Source organism: Achromobacter sp. UBA4530 (genome assembly GCF_002388205.1).
In the GTDB taxonomy this organism is placed as follows: domain Bacteria; phylum Pseudomonadota; class Gammaproteobacteria; order Burkholderiales; family Burkholderiaceae_B; genus Achromobacter; species Achromobacter animicus.
The window spans coordinates 1-18,049 of record NZ_DGMA01000006.1 but is presented as its reverse complement, the minus strand read 5'-3'; the positions used below and the strand labels follow the sequence as shown (position 1 = coordinate 18,049).

At 66.5% G+C, this 18,049-nt stretch carries 17 protein-coding genes; 3 read left to right on the top strand and 14 right to left on the bottom strand.

What is annotated here, in order from left to right; translation table 11 throughout:
* Positions 1-29: 29 nt before the first annotated feature.
* Genes B2W22_RS04000 through flgB form a run of 3 tightly spaced genes read right to left on the bottom strand, consistent with a single transcriptional unit; the run spans position 30 to position 1,598 of the window.
* On the bottom strand, positions 30-728 hold the full coding sequence (locus B2W22_RS04000; RefSeq protein WP_175126214.1) for a flagellar hook capping FlgD N-terminal domain-containing protein: 699 nt from the start codon (positions 726-728) through the stop codon (positions 30-32).
* Between the two features lie 20 nt (positions 729-748).
* Entirely contained in the window at positions 749-1,168 is a 420-nt protein-coding gene (flgC, locus tag B2W22_RS03995; RefSeq protein WP_105238489.1) for a flagellar basal body rod protein FlgC, read from the bottom strand.
* A gap of 22 nt (positions 1,169-1,190) precedes the next feature.
* The gene (gene flgB, locus B2W22_RS03990; protein ID WP_175126215.1) at positions 1,191-1,598 is read right to left on the bottom strand and encodes a flagellar basal body rod protein FlgB; all 408 of its coding nucleotides are present in this window, start codon (positions 1,596-1,598) and stop codon (positions 1,191-1,193) included.
* Between the two features lie 178 nt (positions 1,599-1,776).
* Between flgB and flgA the strand changes: the two genes are divergently transcribed.
* The 3 genes from flgA (at position 1,777) to B2W22_RS03975 (ending at position 3,415) form a co-directional block, all read left to right on the top strand.
* Positions 1,777-2,490, top strand: a complete 714-nt coding sequence (gene flgA, locus B2W22_RS03985; RefSeq protein WP_286936264.1) for a flagellar basal body P-ring formation chaperone FlgA — start codon at positions 1,777-1,779, stop codon at positions 2,488-2,490.
* 126 nt (positions 2,491-2,616) lie between these two features.
* Positions 2,617-2,910: a flagellar biosynthesis anti-sigma factor FlgM gene (flgM, locus tag B2W22_RS03980; protein WP_056570190.1), complete on the top strand. Its 294-nt coding sequence runs from the start codon at positions 2,617-2,619 to the stop codon at positions 2,908-2,910.
* A 31-nt stretch (positions 2,911-2,941) separates the two neighbouring features.
* Positions 2,942-3,415 carry a flagella synthesis protein FlgN gene (locus B2W22_RS03975; protein ID WP_175139611.1) on the top strand — a complete coding sequence of 158 codons (474 nt, stop codon included), beginning with the start codon at positions 2,942-2,944 and terminating at the stop codon, positions 3,413-3,415.
* Between the two features lie 83 nt (positions 3,416-3,498).
* On the opposite strand, the gene flhF is transcribed toward B2W22_RS03975, so the two are convergent.
* The 11 genes from flhF to B2W22_RS03920 all read right to left on the bottom strand — a co-directional run.
* The gene (gene flhF / locus B2W22_RS03970) at positions 3,499-6,375 is read right to left on the bottom strand and encodes a flagellar biosynthesis protein FlhF (RefSeq protein ID WP_286936261.1); all 2,877 of its coding nucleotides are present in this window, start codon (positions 6,373-6,375) and stop codon (positions 3,499-3,501) included.
* Complete coding sequence (flhA, locus tag B2W22_RS03965; RefSeq protein WP_286936259.1) at positions 6,372-8,492, bottom strand: flagellar biosynthesis protein FlhA; 2,121 nt, start codon at positions 8,490-8,492, stop codon at positions 6,372-6,374. Before flhA ends, flhF begins: the two co-directional genes overlap by 4 nt.
* A 3-nt stretch (positions 8,493-8,495) precedes the next feature.
* The gene (gene flhB, locus B2W22_RS03960) at positions 8,496-9,650 is read right to left on the bottom strand and encodes a flagellar biosynthesis protein FlhB (protein ID WP_175126220.1); all 1,155 of its coding nucleotides are present in this window, start codon (positions 9,648-9,650) and stop codon (positions 8,496-8,498) included.
* Between the two features lie 249 nt (positions 9,651-9,899).
* Positions 9,900-11,447 (bottom strand): methyl-accepting chemotaxis protein, encoded by a 1,548-nt coding sequence (locus B2W22_RS03955; RefSeq protein WP_254594347.1) that lies wholly within the window; start codon positions 11,445-11,447, stop codon positions 9,900-9,902.
* Positions 11,448-11,742: 295 nt separating this feature from the next.
* Positions 11,743-12,375: a protein phosphatase CheZ gene (gene cheZ, locus B2W22_RS03950; protein WP_056570181.1), complete on the bottom strand. Its 633-nt coding sequence runs from the start codon at positions 12,373-12,375 to the stop codon at positions 11,743-11,745.
* Between the two features lie 8 nt (positions 12,376-12,383).
* Positions 12,384-12,773: a chemotaxis response regulator CheY gene (gene cheY / locus B2W22_RS03945; protein WP_056316584.1), complete on the bottom strand. Its 390-nt coding sequence runs from the start codon at positions 12,771-12,773 to the stop codon at positions 12,384-12,386.
* Between the two features lie 51 nt (positions 12,774-12,824).
* Entirely contained in the window at positions 12,825-13,883 is a 1,059-nt protein-coding gene (locus B2W22_RS03940) for a protein-glutamate methylesterase/protein-glutamine glutaminase (RefSeq protein ID WP_175126221.1), read from the bottom strand.
* 22 nt (positions 13,884-13,905) lie between these two features.
* Positions 13,906-14,760 carry a CheR family methyltransferase gene (locus tag B2W22_RS03935; RefSeq protein ID WP_175139609.1) on the bottom strand — a complete coding sequence of 285 codons (855 nt, stop codon included), beginning with the start codon at positions 14,758-14,760 and terminating at the stop codon, positions 13,906-13,908.
* Positions 14,761-14,768: 8 nt separating this feature from the next.
* Positions 14,769-16,472 (bottom strand): methyl-accepting chemotaxis protein, encoded by a 1,704-nt coding sequence (locus B2W22_RS03930; protein ID WP_286936253.1) that lies wholly within the window; start codon positions 16,470-16,472, stop codon positions 14,769-14,771.
* 93 nt (positions 16,473-16,565) lie between these two features.
* Positions 16,566-17,066 carry a chemotaxis protein CheW gene (cheW, locus tag B2W22_RS03925; protein WP_129247084.1) on the bottom strand — a complete coding sequence of 167 codons (501 nt, stop codon included), beginning with the start codon at positions 17,064-17,066 and terminating at the stop codon, positions 16,566-16,568.
* A gap of 17 nt (positions 17,067-17,083) precedes the next feature.
* The coding region (locus B2W22_RS03920) for a chemotaxis protein CheW (protein ID WP_286936251.1) at positions 17,084-18,049 on the bottom strand (966 nt) is incomplete at its 5' end.

The following is an 18,049-nucleotide window of genomic DNA, read 5'->3' as shown; positions in this document are numbered from 1 at the left end:
TGCGCCGGCACCAATTCATATCCGCCCGTTCAGGCGCCGATCACCTTGCGCACGTCCAGCATGCTGGTCTGGCCGTCCAGGCCCAGATCCAGACGCAGGCCGTTGGTGGAGTACGCCACGCTCTTCACGTTGCCGTAGCTCAATACTTCCGAGTTCACCTTCGCGCCCTCGGCGTCGGTCGCCAGGACGGACACGTTGTACGCGCCCGGTTCCAGCGCCACGCCGGCGTCGTTCTTGCCATCCCATTCCAGCGTGTACACGCCGTTCTTCTGCTCGCCCAGCTCGATGGTGCGGACAACTGCACCGTTCGAATCCGAGATGCGGACCTGGACCTTGGCGGCGTCGCCCTGCAGATCCAGACCGTAGGGCGTGACCACGCGGTCCGCGGGGTTGGCGCTGTCGACACCGACCTTGACCTTGGTGCCCGGGATCAGGACGCCCTTGCCGATCATCGACACGGCGTTCATCGACTGGGACACGTCGATCTGGCCGCTGATGGCCAGCATGGTGTTCTTCAGGTTGGTGATGCCTTCCACCGTGGAAATCTGCGCCAGTTGCGACGTCAGCTCCGCGTTCTGCATCGGGTTCAGCGGATCCTGGTTCTTGAGCTGCGTGACCAGCAGCTTCAGGAACTGGTCCTGCAGGCCCTGCGCGGTGCTCGCGCTGTTGGCGCCGGTTTGCGCCAGGCCCATGGCCGTGGTGCTCGTGGTTTGGTCGACGGTGGTCATGGATAGACTCTGGCTGGAAATTAGGATTGACCGATGGTCAGCGTCTTCTGCATCAACGCCTTGGCGGTGTTGAGGACCTCGACGTTGGCCTGGTAGGACCGCGATGCCGCGATCATGTTGACCGTTTCGGCCACCGGATCGACGTTGGGCATGCTGATGTAGCCCTGCGCGTCAGCCAGGGGGTGCTTGGGGTCATAGACCATCTTCAGGGGCGACTGGTCCTGGACCACGCCGGCCACGCGAACGCCGCCGATCTCCTGGCCCAGCGCCTGGCCCGCGGCCGGGTTGACCTGGAACACGACCTGGCGGGCGCGGTAAGGCTGGCCATCCGGGCCGACCACACTGTCGGCGTTGGCCATGTTGCTGGCCGCCACGTTCATGCGCTGCGACTGCGCGCTCAACGCCGAACCGGCGATATCGAAAATGCTCAACAAGGACATTGCCTGTTGCTCCCTTTAAAGATCAATCCTGGATGGCGGTCTGCAGCCCGCGGATACGGTTGGAGATCAGCTGCATCGTGCTCTGGTAATGCAGGGTGTTGTCGGCGAACTGCACGCGCTCGATGTCCATGTCCACCGTGTTGCCGTCCATGCTGGGCTGGTACGGCAGGCGGTACAGCAGATCCGTCGGGCCCTGCGACACGGCCTTGGCCGGAATGTGGCGGGCCGACGTCAGCTTGAGCGACGTGTCGGGCAGGCGCATCGTGCCTTCCATGGCGCTTTGCATCGCGGCCTTGAAGTCGATGTCGCGCGCCTTGTAGTTGGGCGTGTCGGCGTTGGCGATGTTCGAGGAAAGCACTTCCTGGCGCTGCGCGCGCAGTGCCAAAGCCTGCTGGTAGAACCGGAAATCTTCGTTGAGCCTGTCGAGCATCGTGGCGCCTTGAATTCGTTGCAGATCAGATAAAGCGAGGGACGCCGGACGCACCGTTATCCCATTGGATGACGGCATGATAGGGGCCGGACCTGTAACACAATCAGCCAAACAACCCGTCATTTCTCATCCAATTCACGTATTGCCGAAAGCCGCCCACTTCTACAATTCATCCATCATGAAAATCTCCGCAAGACTCCTTCTCGCGCGCGCCGGCATCGCCGCCCTGCTCCTGACCTCGGCAAGCGCCGTCCAGGCACAGGCCGCGGCCACCCAGGCCCCGGAAGCGATCATCATTGCGGCGCAGACCTATCTGCAGGAACAACTGGCCTCCCTGCCCGGCGAGGCGTCCATCGCCATCGACCCGCCGCGCACCGACCGCCTGACGCCGTGCGATGACCTGACCCCCTTCCTGCCGTCCGGCATGAAGCTGCGGTCGCGCATGACTGTCGGCGTGCGCTGCAACTCGGCCAAAGGCTGGACCGCCTACGTGCAGGCCTCCGTCAGCGTGGCCGGCCACTATTACGTGGCCTCGCGCCTGATCGCCGCCGGCCAGGCCCTGACCCCGGCGGATCTGGACGCCCGCGAGGGCGATCTGGTCTCCCTGCCCCCCAACGCCATCACCGACCCGCAGGCGGTCGCCGGCATGACCGCCGCCTTCCGCATCAACGCCGGCCAGCCAATCCGCAGCTCGTCGCTGCGCAACGCCCAGTCGGTGCAGCGCGGCACGAACGTGCGGATCAACGCGCGCGGCAACGGTTTCATGGTCAGCAGCGAAGGCGAAGCCATGGGCAACGCGGCGCCCGGCGCCGTCGTCCAGGTGCGCACCGCGGGCGGCCAGGTGGTCAGCGGCGTCGTCCGGAACGCCACGCTGGTGGAAATTCAGCTATAGGCCTGTTACAAATCGCGTTGCGCCTGGCTCGCATATACCCTAAAGTTCCTCCGGCCCTTGTCGTTACAGAGACATAAGTAGGCGGATCCGTCGCAAACCGACCCAGGACGCCCTGCGGAGAAAACCTTGAAAATCAATTCGACCACCAACCGGCCCCTCGCGGCCGACGCCGTCGGTGCCCGCGCCGAGTCCGCGGTCAGTCAAGCGTATGGCGCCGGAAGCGCCACCGGATCGAGCAGCTCGCAAGTCGCGCTGAGCTCGGCGTCGCGCAAGATGCTGGCCATGCAGGACGGCTCGAACGACATCAACGTCGAGCGTGTCGCCGCCATTCGCGCCGCGATCGCCTCCGGGCAGCTCAAGATCGACACCGGCCGCATCGCCGACAGCCTGATCGCCAGCGCCCGAGACCTGCTGAAATAGCCCGTCCCTTCCCTCTATTGAGCCGTCTGTCATGAGCCTCGTCGATTCCCTGCAATCCTGCATGAAGCAGGAAGACACCCTGATCTCCGAGTTCTCCTCGATCCTTGAGGAAGAAACCGAGGTCCTGGTCAGCCAGGGCAGCGTCGAGACGCTGAACCAGATCACCGAGCGCAAGCGCGGCATCGCGCAGCAATTGGTCGACCTCAGCCAGACGCGCGACAACCTGCTCAACGAAATCGGCCTGCCCGCGGGCCACGTCGGCACCGAACAGGCCGCCGCGCAGTATCCGCAGTTGTCCGGCGTGTGGCAGGCCCTGCTGACCAAGTCGGCCTCCGCCAGCGAAATCAACATGCGCAATGGCGCCCTGATCGACGTGCATCTGCGCTACACCCAGCAATCTCTGGACGCCCTGCGCAATGTTGGCGTCGGCAGCGCCTCGACGTACGACGCGCAAGGCCGCGGCGCCCGCAGCGCCCCGGGCCGCCGGCCGATCGTGGCGGGCTGACGCCTTTTCCGATCTCCTGCGGCATAAAAAAAACGGCGTGCATGGCACGCCGTTTTTTGTTTCCGCGAGACGGGGTCGCGGCCTTACGCCCCGCCCGTCATCTCCAGCAGCGCGAACATCTTCAGCAGCGCCACCGGCAGCATCTTGCCCGACAGCTTGCGCTCGGTGCCCACGATGCCCGACAACGGACCACTCACGACGTCAGCCGCCGGCGAATGCGCCAGCTGCCAGCATGCCGCGCCAAGCTGCCCGGCCATCAGCGACTGTCGCGCCAGCGTATGGGCGCCATCGACGGCGGGCAGCGCCTGCCAGGCATTGGCCATGTAACGGAACGCCGCCTTGGCCTCCTCCTGCAGGACGAGCCAGCGCGCAATCGTCGCGGCGTCCGCCTGCGACGCCGGCAGGTTCGTCGCGCCGAACAATTGGCCCGCGACCTCGCCGGAGACCGTGTCGATCAGCCGCGCGCAGATGAGGCGGACGCTGGCGCCCTGCCCCTTGCCCGGCAGCACGACTTCGGTGCCGGAGGCCCACAGCGCCAGCGGCGCGGTCTTGGCGCCCGGCGCCGGGCGCAGGCCCGGCATGTCGCCGGGCTGGCCGACGGGCAGGTAACCCACGCTCTTGCCGACGGCGTTCAGATTGGTCGGACATTCGTCCTGGATCACGCGCAGGCCGCCCGGGCAACGCGCCACCCAGGACACGCCTTGCTCGCTGAACGGCTGCCACAGCGCGACCATGCCGGCCTCCAGCATGTGGACCAGCGGCAAGGACGACAGGCGCTCGCCCAGCCACTGCACGCGACCCTGCAAGGCCGCCGCCGGGTCCGGCTGGGCCGGCGCGGCGGGCGCAAACGAACTCAACATGCCGTGCGGCAGCGCGAGCTGCTGCGCGGGCGCGGCCAGTGCGGCGCCGCGGTCGCTCATCAACAGCGCGCCCATCAGCGCGCCGCCGGGCAAGGCCTCGCCCTTCATGGCGGTCTTGCCGTGCATCACAAGCAGGTTGCGGCTACACGCAGCGGAAAATTCACGGCGCACCATCGCCAGTGGCTCATCGCCCAGCGCGGCCAGGCTGGCGCCCGCGCCGTCGCCGACGTACTCGCGCCAGGCGGTGCGCGATTGCAGGCACGCCGGGTCGCTGTCCAGCCACGAAATGGTGTCGTCCAGGTTCTGTGCTGCTGCGATCGACGCCGCACCGCCCTGCTGCGGCAGGATGGCCGAGGCCAGCAACTGGCGGCGGCGCGCCGGGTCCACGGCGTCCGGTTCGCGCGACGACGACACCAGCGACGCCAGGTCGGCCTCGCTCGGGGTGTACAGTGCGCGGGCGCGCTCGACCATCGAGAACGCGCGGTCGATCAGCACGTCCGCGCGGGCCAGTTCCATGTGCTCGGGCACCTTCTGGCCGACGGACATGTAATGGATCGGCAGGCGGTGGCGGATGGCGGTGTCGAGCGCCGCGCCCAGGCGGGTGGCTTCGTCCAGCTTGGTGATGATGCAGCCGGCCACATCTTCGCCCACGCCATTGCGATAGGCGTGCGCCACCTCGTCCAGCGTGTCGCCCTGGCTGGCGGCGTTGAGCACCAGCAGCCGGCGAACGGGCTTGCCGGCGTTGCACAGCATCGACGCCTGCTCGGCCACCAGGCGGTCGCGCTGGCTGATGCCGGTAGTGTCGATCAGCACGATCTTGCGGTTGCCCAGTTCGGCCAGAATGCGGCGCAGCTCGCCGGCATCGCGCACCGAGTGCGCCGGCACGCCCATCAGGCGGCCGTAGATCTGCAATTGTTCCAGCGCGCCGATCCGGAACAGGTCGGTCGTCAGCATGGCGACCTGTTCCCGGCCTTCTCGGGCGACGCAACGCGCGGCCAGCTTGGCCAGCGTCGTGGTCTTGCCCACGCCGGTCGGGCCGACCAGCGCATACACGCCGCCCGCCAGGAATTCGTCTTCGGAACGCACCACCGGCAGATGGGTCACCAGTTCATTGCGTGCCCAGCTCTGCGCAGCCTCGGTGGAGAGACCTTGCGGCAGGCGCTCGACCAGCGTGCGGACCAGTTTGGTGCTGAAGCCGGCGTCCAGCAGGCTGCGGAACAGCGCGGCGCCCGCGGGCTCGCGCCCCGGACCTTGGCGGCCGCCCCACAGCAGCCCGTCCATGCGGGTTTCCAGCGCGCCGCGCAAGGCGCTGATGGCGTCCTGCAGACCGGCGGCCGTATCGGCCGGCAGATTCGCGGGCGGCAAACCCTGCGGCGGACGCACCGGGGCATCGGGCGTGCGGCCCATGGGCGGCGCGGCATGCAGCATGGCCGGTTGCGGCGGCGCTGCCGGCGGCATGACGGGCGCCTGCACGGGTGCGGGCGGCGCGGCGTAGCCTTGGGGCGCGTGATAGGCGGTGGCGGGCGCGGCGGTGGCCATGCGCTCGGGCATGGCGGGAGCCGGCGGCGTCATGCGGACTGCCGGCGCAAGCGGCGGCAGCTCGACGCGTACCGGTGCGGCCGGCTGAGGTGCGACCGGCTGAGGTGCGGCCGGCTGAGGTGCGGCCGCCGTCGGTGCAACCGAAACCGGCTGCGGTGCAGCGGGTACGAATTCTGCCGGCGACGGTTCAATCTCCGGCTGCGCCGACGCCGCATACGCGGATTGGTAAGCGGCAATGGATCGCGCCGGCGGCGCGTACCCGGCTGGCGGCACGGGCGGCATGGCAGCCGGCGCAACCTGCGGCCGCGCTATTCCGGCCGGTGCGCCGAACGACGGCGCCGCGGGCTGACGTTCCGGCGCGGGCGGCGCATAGGCCGGCGCTTCGCGCGGCGGCGTCTGCTGCTGCGGCGCGTCGTCAAAGGCGCCATCAACGGTGGCCAGCACCTCGATGCCGCCCTCGACGCTGCGGTTCGACACGATCAGCGCGTCCGGCCCCAAGGCCTCGCGCACCTGACGCATCACGTCACGGGTGTTTGCCCCGTAAAAGCGGCTGATCTTCATTGCCCATTGCTCCCGCCGATCAGCGCCGTCACGCGGACGATGCGCTCATCGGGAATTTCCGTATTCGACAACACGCCAAGCTGCGGCAGATGATGCCGCAGGAAGCGCGACAGCGGCGCGCGCAGCACCGGCGACACCAGCAGCACCGGCGCATTGCCCTGCGACTCCTGCCGTTCAACCGCCGCCTGCGCCTCGCGCAGCAGCGTGTCGGCCAGCCCCGGCTCCAGGCCGCCGCTGGTCGTCATGGCCTGCGACAGCACGCGTTCCAGCTTCACGTCCAGGCCGATCACGCGCAGCTCGCCCTCGCCGGGGAACCATTGCTGCGTGATGGCGCGGCCAAGCGCGCGGCGCGTCAGCGCGATCAGCTCGTTGATGTCCGGCTGGCCGCCCGACCCGGCGGCCATCGCCGCCAGACGCGGGCCATGCTCGGACAGCGTATCGATGATGGTGCGCATGTCGCGGATCGGCACTTCTTCCGACAGCAGACCCTGCAGCACCTTCTGCAGCGCGGTGAGCGACAGCGTCTTGGGCACCAGGTCCTCGACCAGCTTCGGCGCGTCGCGGCCGATGCGATCCAGCAGCTGTTGCACTTCCTGGCGGCCCAACAGGTTCGAGCCGTGGCGATGCATCAGGTGATTCAGGTGCGTGGCCACCACAGTGCCCGCATCCACCACCGTGTAGCCGGCGACCTGGGCCTGATCGCGCAGCGAGCTGTCGATCCACAGCGCCGGCAGGCCGAACGCCGGATCGGTCGTCGGCGTGCCCTTGATCTGCATGGTCACGCCGCCCGGGTCGATGGCCAGCCACTGGCCCGGCATCGCGACCCCCGTGCCCACTTCCACGCCGGACAGCAGGATGCGGTAATCGTTGGGCTTGAGTTCCAGGTTGTCGCGGATGTGCACGACCGGCGGCAAAAACCCCACGTCCTGCGCAAACTTCTTGCGCAGGCTGCGGATGCGGTGAAGCAGCTCGCCGTTCTGCGCGTGGTCCACCAGCGGAATCAGGCGGTAGCCCACTTCCAGCCCCAGCTGGTCCACCATCGATACGTCTTCCCAGCTTGCCTCGGCAGCCGCGGCCTGCGCCTGGGTGATCGCCTGCGGCGGTATCTCCTCGGCGGCCACGGCGGCGGCCTTCTTGCGTTTGAGCAGCGCCCAGCCGCCCCAGCCCAGCGCGCCGGCCAGCGTCAGGAACGCGATGTGGGGCATGTTGGGGATGAGGCCCATGATGCCGATGATGCCGGCGGTCAGGAACAGCACGCTCGGGTTGGAGAACAGCTGGCTGATGATCTGCTGGCCGATGTCCTGGTCGGTCGACACACGCGACACGACCACGCCGGCGGCGGTGGAGATCACCAGCGCGGGGATCTGGGCAACCAGGCCGTCACCGATGGTCAGCAGCGTGTAGACGCGGCCGGCTTCGCCCATGGACATGTCGTGCTGCGCCACGCCGACGACCAGGCCGCCGATGATGTTGATCGCCATGATCAAGAGGCCGGCGATGGCGTCGCCGCGCACGAACTTGGAGGCGCCGTCCATCGAGCCGAAGAAGTCCGATTCCTGCGAGACTTCCGACCGGCGCTTGCGCGCCTCGTCTTCGCCGATCAGGCCGGCGTTCAGGTCCGCGTCGATCGCCATCTGCTTGCCGGGCATGGCGTCCAGGGTGAAGCGCGCGCCCACTTCCGCGATACGGCCCGCACCCTTGGTGATGACGATGAAGTTGATGATGGTCAGGATGATGAAGACGATGATCCCGACCGCGAAGTTGCCGCCCACCAGGAAGTGCCCGAAGGCCTCGATCACCTTGCCCGCGGCGTCCGGGCCCGTGTGACCGTGCAGCAGCACGACCCGGGTGGACGCGACGTTCAGCGACAGGCGCAGCAGCGTCGCGAACAGCAGGACGGCCGGGAACGCGGCAAAGTCCAGCGGCTTGCGCGTGAACATGGCCACCAGCAGGATCATCACGGACAACGCAATGTTGAAGGTGAACAGCAAGTCCAGCAGGAACGTGGGCAGGGGCAGCACCATCATGCCCAGCACCATCACGATCAGGATGGGACCCGCCAGCAGCCGCGCGTGCGTGCCGCCGTTATTCTTCAACATGGTGAGCAGAGCGCTCATTCCTTAAACTCCTTGTGCTGCGGTTTTTGCCTGCGGGTCCAGTTCGGCTGGCACGTTCAACTTCGTGGGGGCCGGGGGTTCAAGCCCCCAACCCGAGCGCCAGGATCGTAGCTGGAATACCCATGCCAGCACTTCCGCCACCGCGGTATACAGCTCGGCCGGGATTTCTTGTCCCAGCTCGACGTGTTGATGCAATGCGCGCGCCAACGGCGGCGCTTCCAATGTGGGAATCTTGTTTTCGGCGGCCAGCTCGCGGATCTTCGCGGCGATCAGGCCCGTGCCCTTGGCCAGCACGCGCGGCGCGCCGCCCTTCGATTCGTCGTACTTCAGCGCCACCGCATAGTGCGTCGGGTTGGTGACCACGACGTCGGCCTTCGGCACCTCGGACATCATGCGCCGGCGGGCCGCCTGGCGCTGCTGCTGCCGGATGCGCGCCTTCACATGCGGATCGCCTTCGCTTTCCTTGTGCTCCTGGCGCACGTCTTCCTTGGACATCCGCAGCTTCTTCAGATGGCTCCAGATCTGCCAGGGCACGTCCAGCATGACGATGATGAGCAGCGACGCCACGATGAAGGCGCAGCACATCGCCACCAGGGTCAGCGCCTTGGTCAGCGCGGCCGACGGCGCCACGTGCATCAGCCCCATCATGTCGTCGTGATAGCGCCAGATGACCCAGACCGCCACGCCGCCCACCAGCAGCGCCTTGGCCAGCGCCTTGATCAGCTCCACCACCGTCTGCGACGAGAACATGCGCTTCAAGCCGGCCAGCGGGCTGAGCTTCGAAAAATTGGGCGTGAGCGGCTTGGTCGAGATCACCAGGCCGCCCAGCACCACGCTCGACAGCACTGCAACCACCGCCAGCAGACCGAAGATCGGCAGCAGCACCAGCAGCGCATGGCCGAAACCGCTTACCGCCTGCTCGACCATGACCCCGGGATCCAGCGCGACGCGCTGATCGAAGGCCAGCCCGTTGCGCAGCACGCCGCTCAGGCCCCTGTAAAGCGACCCGCCGCCCGCCCAGATCGCGGCGACACCGACGGCCAGCATCATGAACGTGCCCAGTTCCCGGGAACGCGCAATCTGCCCCTCCTCGCGCGCCTTTTCCAGGCGCCTGGGAGAGGCGGCTTCGGTTTTCTCGAGGTCGCTTTCTTCGGACATGCTCTACGGGATCGTTGCGGCTCGCTGACGTGGAATGCAAGCCGCCCGCCGAGATTCTAGGAGGCGCGGGGGGTTGGCGATATGCCAAGAAACGGGGGGAAAGCGGCGCTATTCCCGGATGCGCCGCCGGCTGCCGGGCAGCCCCCCTTGGCGGCGCCTTCAGCCCGCCGCTTCAACTTGCCACATCATGCCGCGCCATCAAGCCGCGCCATCAAGCCGCAACATGAACGCCCGCGTGACGCCACCCCGTCAACCCGCCACCGGCGCCGCCCGTCCCCCGGCGCCCTGCCCGTCCACGATCGCCTGGAACCGCGCGTAATCCAGCCCGATGCGCACGGCGCCCCAGTGTTCCGGCCCCAGATAAATGGGCAGGGAAATGTCGTTGACGATCTCGCCGGTATCCCGCGAATACGTCTGGAACAACTGCGCGCCCGTGTTGGCAGCCAGCCGGGCGCCCACGGGATCGTCAAAGATCCGCTTGTTGCGCACCCGGACGATGTCGACCTTCGGATCGCCGGTCGGCGCCAGCGAAAATCGGCTGTTGTGCGCGGGTGCGTAACCCCGGTTGTCCACCAGGATCGTGTAGATCGCGCCGGGCACCGCCTGCAGCACACTGTCGAGCAGGCGCGTCAGCGGCTCGTCGATGGCCCGGTCATACGCCGTGTGATACCGCGGCGGCTCGCTGCCGGGAATGCGCTGGTAGTGGCGGTCGAACACGTCGACACCGCGCCGCCGGGCATCGTGCAGCAGTCCGGCCGCCGCGTCCGCAAACGCCTCCAGCGACGCCGACAGGCTGTCGAACGCGGTATCGCCGGTGCGCATGTCGGCCAGCACCTCCTGCACGCTTTCGGTCTGGCGGCGGATGCGGTCGATCTCGCCCGACATGCTGCCGACCCGTTCCAGCACGTCCGCGCTCAACGCCGCGATGCGCCCCACCTCCTGGCTCATGCCGTGATTGGTGGCGTCGACCTCGCCAATCGCCTGGACCACTTCACCCACCTGCCGGTTCATGCTGTCGAAGTCGCGCACGAAGCGCTCGAATCCGTCACAGGTGCGGTTCAGCACCGCGCCCGACGCGTCCACATCCTCGCGCAGCGTGCCGGTCTGGCGCTGGGTGGATTCGACCAGGTCCAGCATCTCTGAGGTATGGCGGCCGATGTCGCCGGTGGCGGTGTTGACGCGTTCGGCCAGACGGCCGACCTCGCTGGCCACCACCGCAAAGCCTCGGCCCGCATCCCCTGCCCTGGCCGCCTCGACGCCCGCGTTCAACGCGAGCAACTGGGTCTGCAGCGCAATGCCTTTGATTGCCTGGCTGATGTCGCCCACTGATTTCGCGCGGGCGGCCAGTTGCCCCACCACTTCGGTAAAAGCCGCCATCTCTTGCGTCATGCGGTCGACGCGCGTCTTGACCTCAGTCAGCTCGGCCAGCGCCTGCTCTGCGGCATGCAGGTTCTGGCCGGACACGGCGGCGATTTCGCGGGCATGCGTGGAGGTGGATGCCGACAGGTCGGCGATCTGCGCGCCGCTGGCTGCAAGCGCGTCGGCGGCCCTGGCCTGCTCGCGCGCCAGCAGCGAACAGCGCCCCGCCTGGAACTGCGTGCGCGCCGCATTCAGCGCGATCTCGATGCTGGACTGGCGCACCGTCATGACCCGCACGCGGATCTGCGCCAGAAAACGGTACAGCGGCCAGGCGGCCGGACTGAAAGACAGGGCGCGCTCCGACAGCATCGCGTCGCCGCGATTGAGCCGACGCAACAAGCCCCACATGCCGCCCAGGCGGAATACGGATCTGGCCATGATGAACCTCCTCTCCCTGGCCCGGACCGCCTGCTTTGGGCATCCGTGGCCTGACGCGCAAAGCGCGCCTTGTCTCGCGCTGCAAGGCCCCGATTATTGTTGGCAGGAGTCTATCGGGCGGGTCGCGTTTGCGCTCTTAGGGAATACGTCATGCGGACGAGGCGGCAAAGACGCCCAGGTGCGGCAGGAAGGCAGCCGCAAGAACGCAGCCGCGCGCGGGTGTCAGACACCAGGGCCATGCGGGTGTCTGACACCGGGGCGATGTCCGGGAGCGAACATCGCCCGAGGGCCGGGCTTAGAAGCCCAGGCTGGCCAGCAGGTCGTCGACCTGGTCCTGGCTGGTGACCACGTCGGTCTTGCCTTGCGGGTTGATCTGCGGACCGTTGAGCAGGCTGTTGGCTTCATCGCGGCGCTCTTGCGGCACGTTGTCCAGCAGCACCTGCAGCAGTTCGCGTTCGATCGCGCCCACCACGTCCATCATGCGCATGATGACCTGGCCCGTGAGGTCCTGGAAATCCTGCGCCATGATGATTTCCATCAGCTTGGACTGCGTCTGCTGCGTCTGCTTGGGCACGTCGGCCAGGAAGGCGCGCGTGTCCTGCACCAGTTCGCGCGCTTCCGGCATCTCCAGCGGCTGGTCGTACCATTGCTGCCAGCGGCTATCCAGCGCCTGGGCCGAACGCGACATGTTGTCCTGGATCGGACCGGCCTGCTCGGTGGCGTTGAGCACGCGGTTGGCGGCCTGCTCGGTCATCTGCGCCACGTACCGCAGGCGGTCGCGCGCATCGGGGATTGCATTGGCGGCGTCCTTGATCGCTTGATCCAGGCCCAGTTCGCGCATGCTGTCGCGCAGCATGCGGGTGAGCGAGGCGATGCGATGGATCAGGTCGGGCGACTCTGCCGGGTCAACTGTTTCCGTTGAGCTCATCGCACACCTCACCCGCCAATTTTCTCGAAGATCTTGTTCAGCTTTTCCTCCAGCGTTGCCGCGGTGAAAGGCTTGACCACGTAACCGTTGGCGCCGGCCTGGGCTGCGGCAACGATGTTTTCCTTCTTGGCTTCTGCCGTCACCATCAGCACCGGCAGCGAGGCCAGCGATGCGTCGGCGCGGATCTGCTTGAGCATCTCCAGACCGTCCAGGTTGGGCATGTTCCAGTCGGACACCACGAACTGGAAGCCGCCGTTGCGCAGCTTCTCCAGGCCAATGGCGCCGTCCTCGGCCTCATCCACGTTTTCGAAACCCAGCTCCTTGAGCAGGTTGCGGATGATCCGCCGCATGGTGGGGAAGTCATCCACCACCAGAATCTTCAGGCCCTTGTCTACCATCTTTCACTCCAGAAAAAATTTGCTTGAGACCGATCGTGGCGTCAGTCCGCGTTAAACGCGGTGCCCACGGTCGCCCAGGCGAGTCAGAATGCGTTCGCTCATCGCCGACAACGGCACCACTTCACTTGCAGCCCCGATGGCAATGGCCTCGCGAGGCATGCCAAAGACCACGCAGCTTGCTTCGTCCTGCGCGATCGTGTGCGCGCCCGCCCGGTGCATGGCCAGCATGCCGGTGGCGCCATCCTTGCCCATGCCCGTCAGGATCACGCCGATGGCGTTCTTGCCCGCCGCCACGGCCGCGGAATTGAACAGCACGTCCACGGACGGGCGGTGGCGGTTGACCGGTTCGCTGGCTTCCAGCTCGATGACGTAGTTGGCGCCACTGCGGCCCAACCGCATGTGCATCTCGCCGCCCGGCGCCAGGTACACGTGGCCCGGCAGCACGCGCTCGCCGTGCACGGCCTCGCGCACGGTCACGGCGCACAGCGCGTCCAGGCGCTGCGCGAACGACCGCGTGAAGCCGGCCGGCATGTGCTGCGTGATCAGGATCGCGGGGCTGTCCGGCGGCAGCGGCTGCAGGACTTCGCGGATGGCTTCGGTGCCGCCCGTGGACGCGCCCACGATGACCAGCTTTTCCGAGCTGGACAGCGGACGGCGCAGCATGGGCGCCGGCGCGGCTGCCGCCGCATGGGGCGTGGGCGCGCGCAGCTTGGCGCGCGACGCGGCGCGGATCTTGTCGGCAATGAGTTCCGTGTATTCGAGCAGGCCGTCGCGGATGCCCAGCTTGGGCTTGGTCACGAAGTCGATGGCGCCCAGTTCCAGCGCGCGCAGCGTGATTTCGCCACCACGCTCGGTCAGCGACGACACCATCACGACCGGCATCGGACGCAGGCGCATCAGCTTTTCCAGGAAATCCAGCCCGTCCATGCGGGGCATTTCCACGTCCAGCGTCAGCACGTCGGGGTTGTGACGCTTGATCAGGTCGCGCGCGACCAGCGGATCGGGTGCGGTCGCAACCACTTCCATATCCGGCTGGCTATTGATGATTTCGGTCATCAAGCCGCGCACAAGCGCGGAGTCATCCACACACAAAACGCTTATTTTCTTCATCTTGTTTGCTGCCCTGGCCCGTTCAGGCCTTATTTGCGCATTCGTAGACTGTCTGCCCGCGCAGACGGAAATCCCGGCTGATGTACGTGAAGTTCTCGGAGTGGCCGGCAAACAGCAGGCCGCCCGGCTTCATGAGGGGCACGAACCGCTCCAGGATCTTGGCCTGGGTCGGCTTGTCGAAATAGATCATGATGTTGCGGCAGAAGATCACGTCGAACTTTTCGGTGATCCCCCACGACGGCGACAAGAGGTTCAGCGTCTCGTATCGCACCATCTCGGCGATCTCGGGACGCACCCGCACATGCCCTTCGTTCGCGCCGCGTCCTTTCAGGAAGAAGCGGCGCAGGCGCTCGCTTTCCATCTTCGCGACGCGTTCGTTCGGATAGACGCCCGTGCGCGCCCGGTTCAGCACGCTGGTGTCGATGTCGGTAGCCAGCACGGTCGAGCCGGCGGCCCGCGGGCCCAGGGCTTCGGTCAGCGTAATGGCGATCGAGTACGGCTCTTCGCCCGTCGAGGCTGCGCAACACCACACCGAAACGGGTCCCCCGCGCTTCTTCGCGAAGTCCGCCAGAATCGGAAAGTGATGCGATTCACGAAAGAACGCGGTCAGGTTCGTCGTGAGCGCGTTGATGAAGTCTTCCCACTCCGCGGCGTCGGGCTCGTTCTCCAGGCTGTCCAGATAACTGCCGAAATCCTGCCCGCCCAACGCCCGCAGGCGGCGCGCAAGGCGGCTGTAGACCATCTCGCGCTTGTGCGTGCCGAGCGAAATGCCGGCCCGCGCGTGGATCATCTTACGGACGCGGGAAAAATCCGCGTCACGGAAATCAAACTGGCGGTCCACCGAAATGGACGGGGCCGTATTCGCCGAAGTTGCCACGCGTATCCTCAGCGTCCCAGAGCAGGCGCATCGGGCGCATGCAGGCGGGCGTCGTCATAGGTGGCGTGCACCGATGACAGCCGATGCGCCGGCACTTCGATGACCTCGCCCGTATTGATCTTGAACACGGCCACCGCTTCGGCCAGGCGCTGCGCCTGTTCCTGCAGCGAGCCCGCGGCGGCAGCCGCCTCTTCCACCAGCGCCGCGTTCTGTTGCGTCACTTCGTCCATCTGCGACACGGCCCGGTTCACCTGGTCGATGCCGCTGGATTGTTCTTCGGACGCTGCCGAGATCTCGCCCATGATGTCCGTCACGCGCTTCACCGAGGCCACGATTTCCTGCATCGTGGAGCCGGCGCGTTCGACCTGCTGAGAACCCGCGCCCACCTTGGTCACGGAGTCTTCGATCAGGCCCTTGATTTCCTTGGCGGCCTGGGCGCTGCGCTGCGCCAGCGAACGCACTTCGCCCGCCACTACCGCAAAACCCTTGCCCTGCTCACCGGCGCGCGCGGCTTCCACCGCCGCGTTAAGCGCCAGGATGTTCGTCTGGAATGCGATGCCGTCGATCACCGACACGATTTCCGAGATCTTGCGCGAGCTGGCCGAGATGCCTTCCATGGTGTGCACCACTTCCGACACCGCCGCGCCGCCGCGCTCGGCCACGTCAGACGCGCTGGCGGCCAGCTGGTTGGCCTGGCGGGCGTTGTCCGCGTTCTGCTTGACGGTCGACGCCAGCTCTTCCATCGAGGCGGCGGTCTCTTCCAGCGAAGCGGCCTGTTGCTCCGTGCGGCTGGACAGGTCCGTGTTGCCCGCCGCGATCTCATGCGAGCCCACGTTGATCTCATCGACGCCGCGGCGCACCGAGGCCACCGTGCGCGTCAGGCTTTCCTGCATGCGCTTGAGCGCCGCGAACAGCTGGCCGATTTCATTGGTGTTGCTGGCTTCCACGCGCGCCGTCAGGTCGCCGCCGGCAATGCGGTCGAAATGGTGGCCGGCTTCCTTCAGCGGCTGCAGCACGCGGCGGCGCAGGAAGACGTAGGTGGCGAACACCAGCAGCGCCGCGATGATGCCGCCGGCGCTGACGGCCATCAGCACAAACTGGTAGCGCACTTGCGCCACTTCGAACGCGTCCGTCATCTTGCTGGCGCGCCAGAAGTCAAAGCCTTCGACGGCGCGCGCAAAGCGGCCTTCCAGGGCGTCCTGCACCTTCTGGATCTGCGTCTGGTAAGCCGGCATGTCGGCCTTTTCCAGCGCCGCGACCAACGGTGCGACACCCTGCTGCACCAGCGCCGCATAGGAGTCGTCGATTTCCTTCAGGGCCTCGGCGGCTTCGGCCGGCTGTGGCAGGGTCTTGAAGAAATCGAACTCGGCCTGGCCCTTGTTCAGCGACGCCTTGGCGCGCTCGAGCAGGCCGGCGGCCTCGCTGGACAGACCTTGCGCCAGCAGGGTCGGCTGACCGACGCTGCGCACGATGTCCGCATAGTTCAGGGTCGCGGCACGGGCCAGGCCGTTCAGCGTGTCCTTGTGGCTCAGCACGACGCGGTTGACGGCGTCGTCCAATTCCTGCGATTGCTTGATCTCGGCCAGCGTCCCATTGCTGATGCGCAACGACAACACGCCCAGCGCGGCACCAATCACCAACATGAATGAGAAGAACGCCAGCACCCACAACAGGCTGCTGCGTATCGTCATGTTCGCGAAAAACTTGCGCATCACAAGAACCATCCCTTGACTGCAATCGTTAAAGGAAAGCGCCACATCGCGATCAATATGGCGCCTTTACCCCGCATTCCGGCCAGACTCCGATCAGGAGGCGACCTTCTCCACCAGCGCCATTTCGTCGCTGGTCATCAGCTTTTCAATGTCCACCAGGATCAGCATGCGCTCATCCACGGTGCCCAGACCCGTCAGGTACTCGGTCGACAGCGTGGCGCCGAACTCGGGCGCCGGACGAACCTGGCCCGAGTTGAGCATCAGCACGTCCGACACGCCGTCCACCACGATGCCGACGACGCGGCGGTCGAGGTTGAGGATGATGACGACGGTCTGCTCGTTGTAGTCGACGCGGCCCAGGTTGAACTTGATGCGCAGGTCGACGATCGGCACGATGATGCCGCGCAGGTTCGTCACGCCCTTGATGAACGGCGGGACGTTTGCGATGCGGGTGACCGTGTCGGCGTCGTAGCCGCGGATTTCCTGCACCTTCAGGATGTCGATCCCGTATTCTTCGTCGCCCAGCGTGAAGACCAGGAACTCGCTGCCGACATCTTCATTGCGCGCGGCTTGCGCTTGCGGTTTGGCTGCCATGATTTTTTAGTGCTCCATCAATTCAGAACGGCTTCGGGCTGCGACCAGCGCTCCCGGTTGGCGCGCGCGAGCGCAAATACGTCGACAATCAGGGCCACGCTGCCATCGCCAAGAATGGTGGCGGCGGAAATGCCCGGGACCTTGCGGTAATTCGATTCCAGATTCTTGACCACCACCTGATGCTGTCCGATCAGGTGATCGACCAGCAGCGCAAAGCGCCGGTCCTCGGCCTGCATGATGACGGCGATCGCCTGCGTGGGATCGGTCTGGGCCTCGCCCACCGAGAACACGCGGTGCATCTCGACCAGCGGCAGGTATTCGCCGCGCACGTGCATGACGCGCTCGTTGCCGGCAACCGAGTAGATCTGGTCGTTGGTGGGCTGCAGCGATTCGGTGACGTGGTTCAGCGGCAGGATGAAGGTTTCTTCACCGACGCGCACCGACATGCCGTCCAGAATGGCCAGGGTCAACGGCAGCACGATGCGGGTCGTGGTGCCGTTGCCCGGCTCGCACGACAGCTGCACGTGGCCGCCCATGTCCTGGATGTTCCGGCGCACGACGTCCATGCCCACGCCGCGGCCGGAAATGTCCGTGACCTTTTCGGCCGTGGAGAAACCGGGCGCAAAAATCAGCTGCCAGATCTCGTCGTCGGGCGAGTTTTCGTTGACGGCCAGGCCTTGCGCCATGGCCTTCTTCAGAATCTTTTCGCGGCTCAGGCCACCACCGTCGTCGCTGACTTCGATGACGATGTTGCCGCCGTTGTGCTGCGCGGACAGCACCAGCTGGCCAACCGGATCCTTGCCGGCGGCGATACGCTTTTCGGGCGTTTCGATGCCGTGGTCCAAGCTGTTGCGCACCAGGTGGGTCAGCGGATCGATGATGCGTTCGATCAGGCTCTTGTCCAGCTCGGTCGCGCGGCCGTACGTTTGCAGTTCGATCTGCTTGCCCATCTTGCCGGCGATATCGCGCACCAGGCGCGGGAA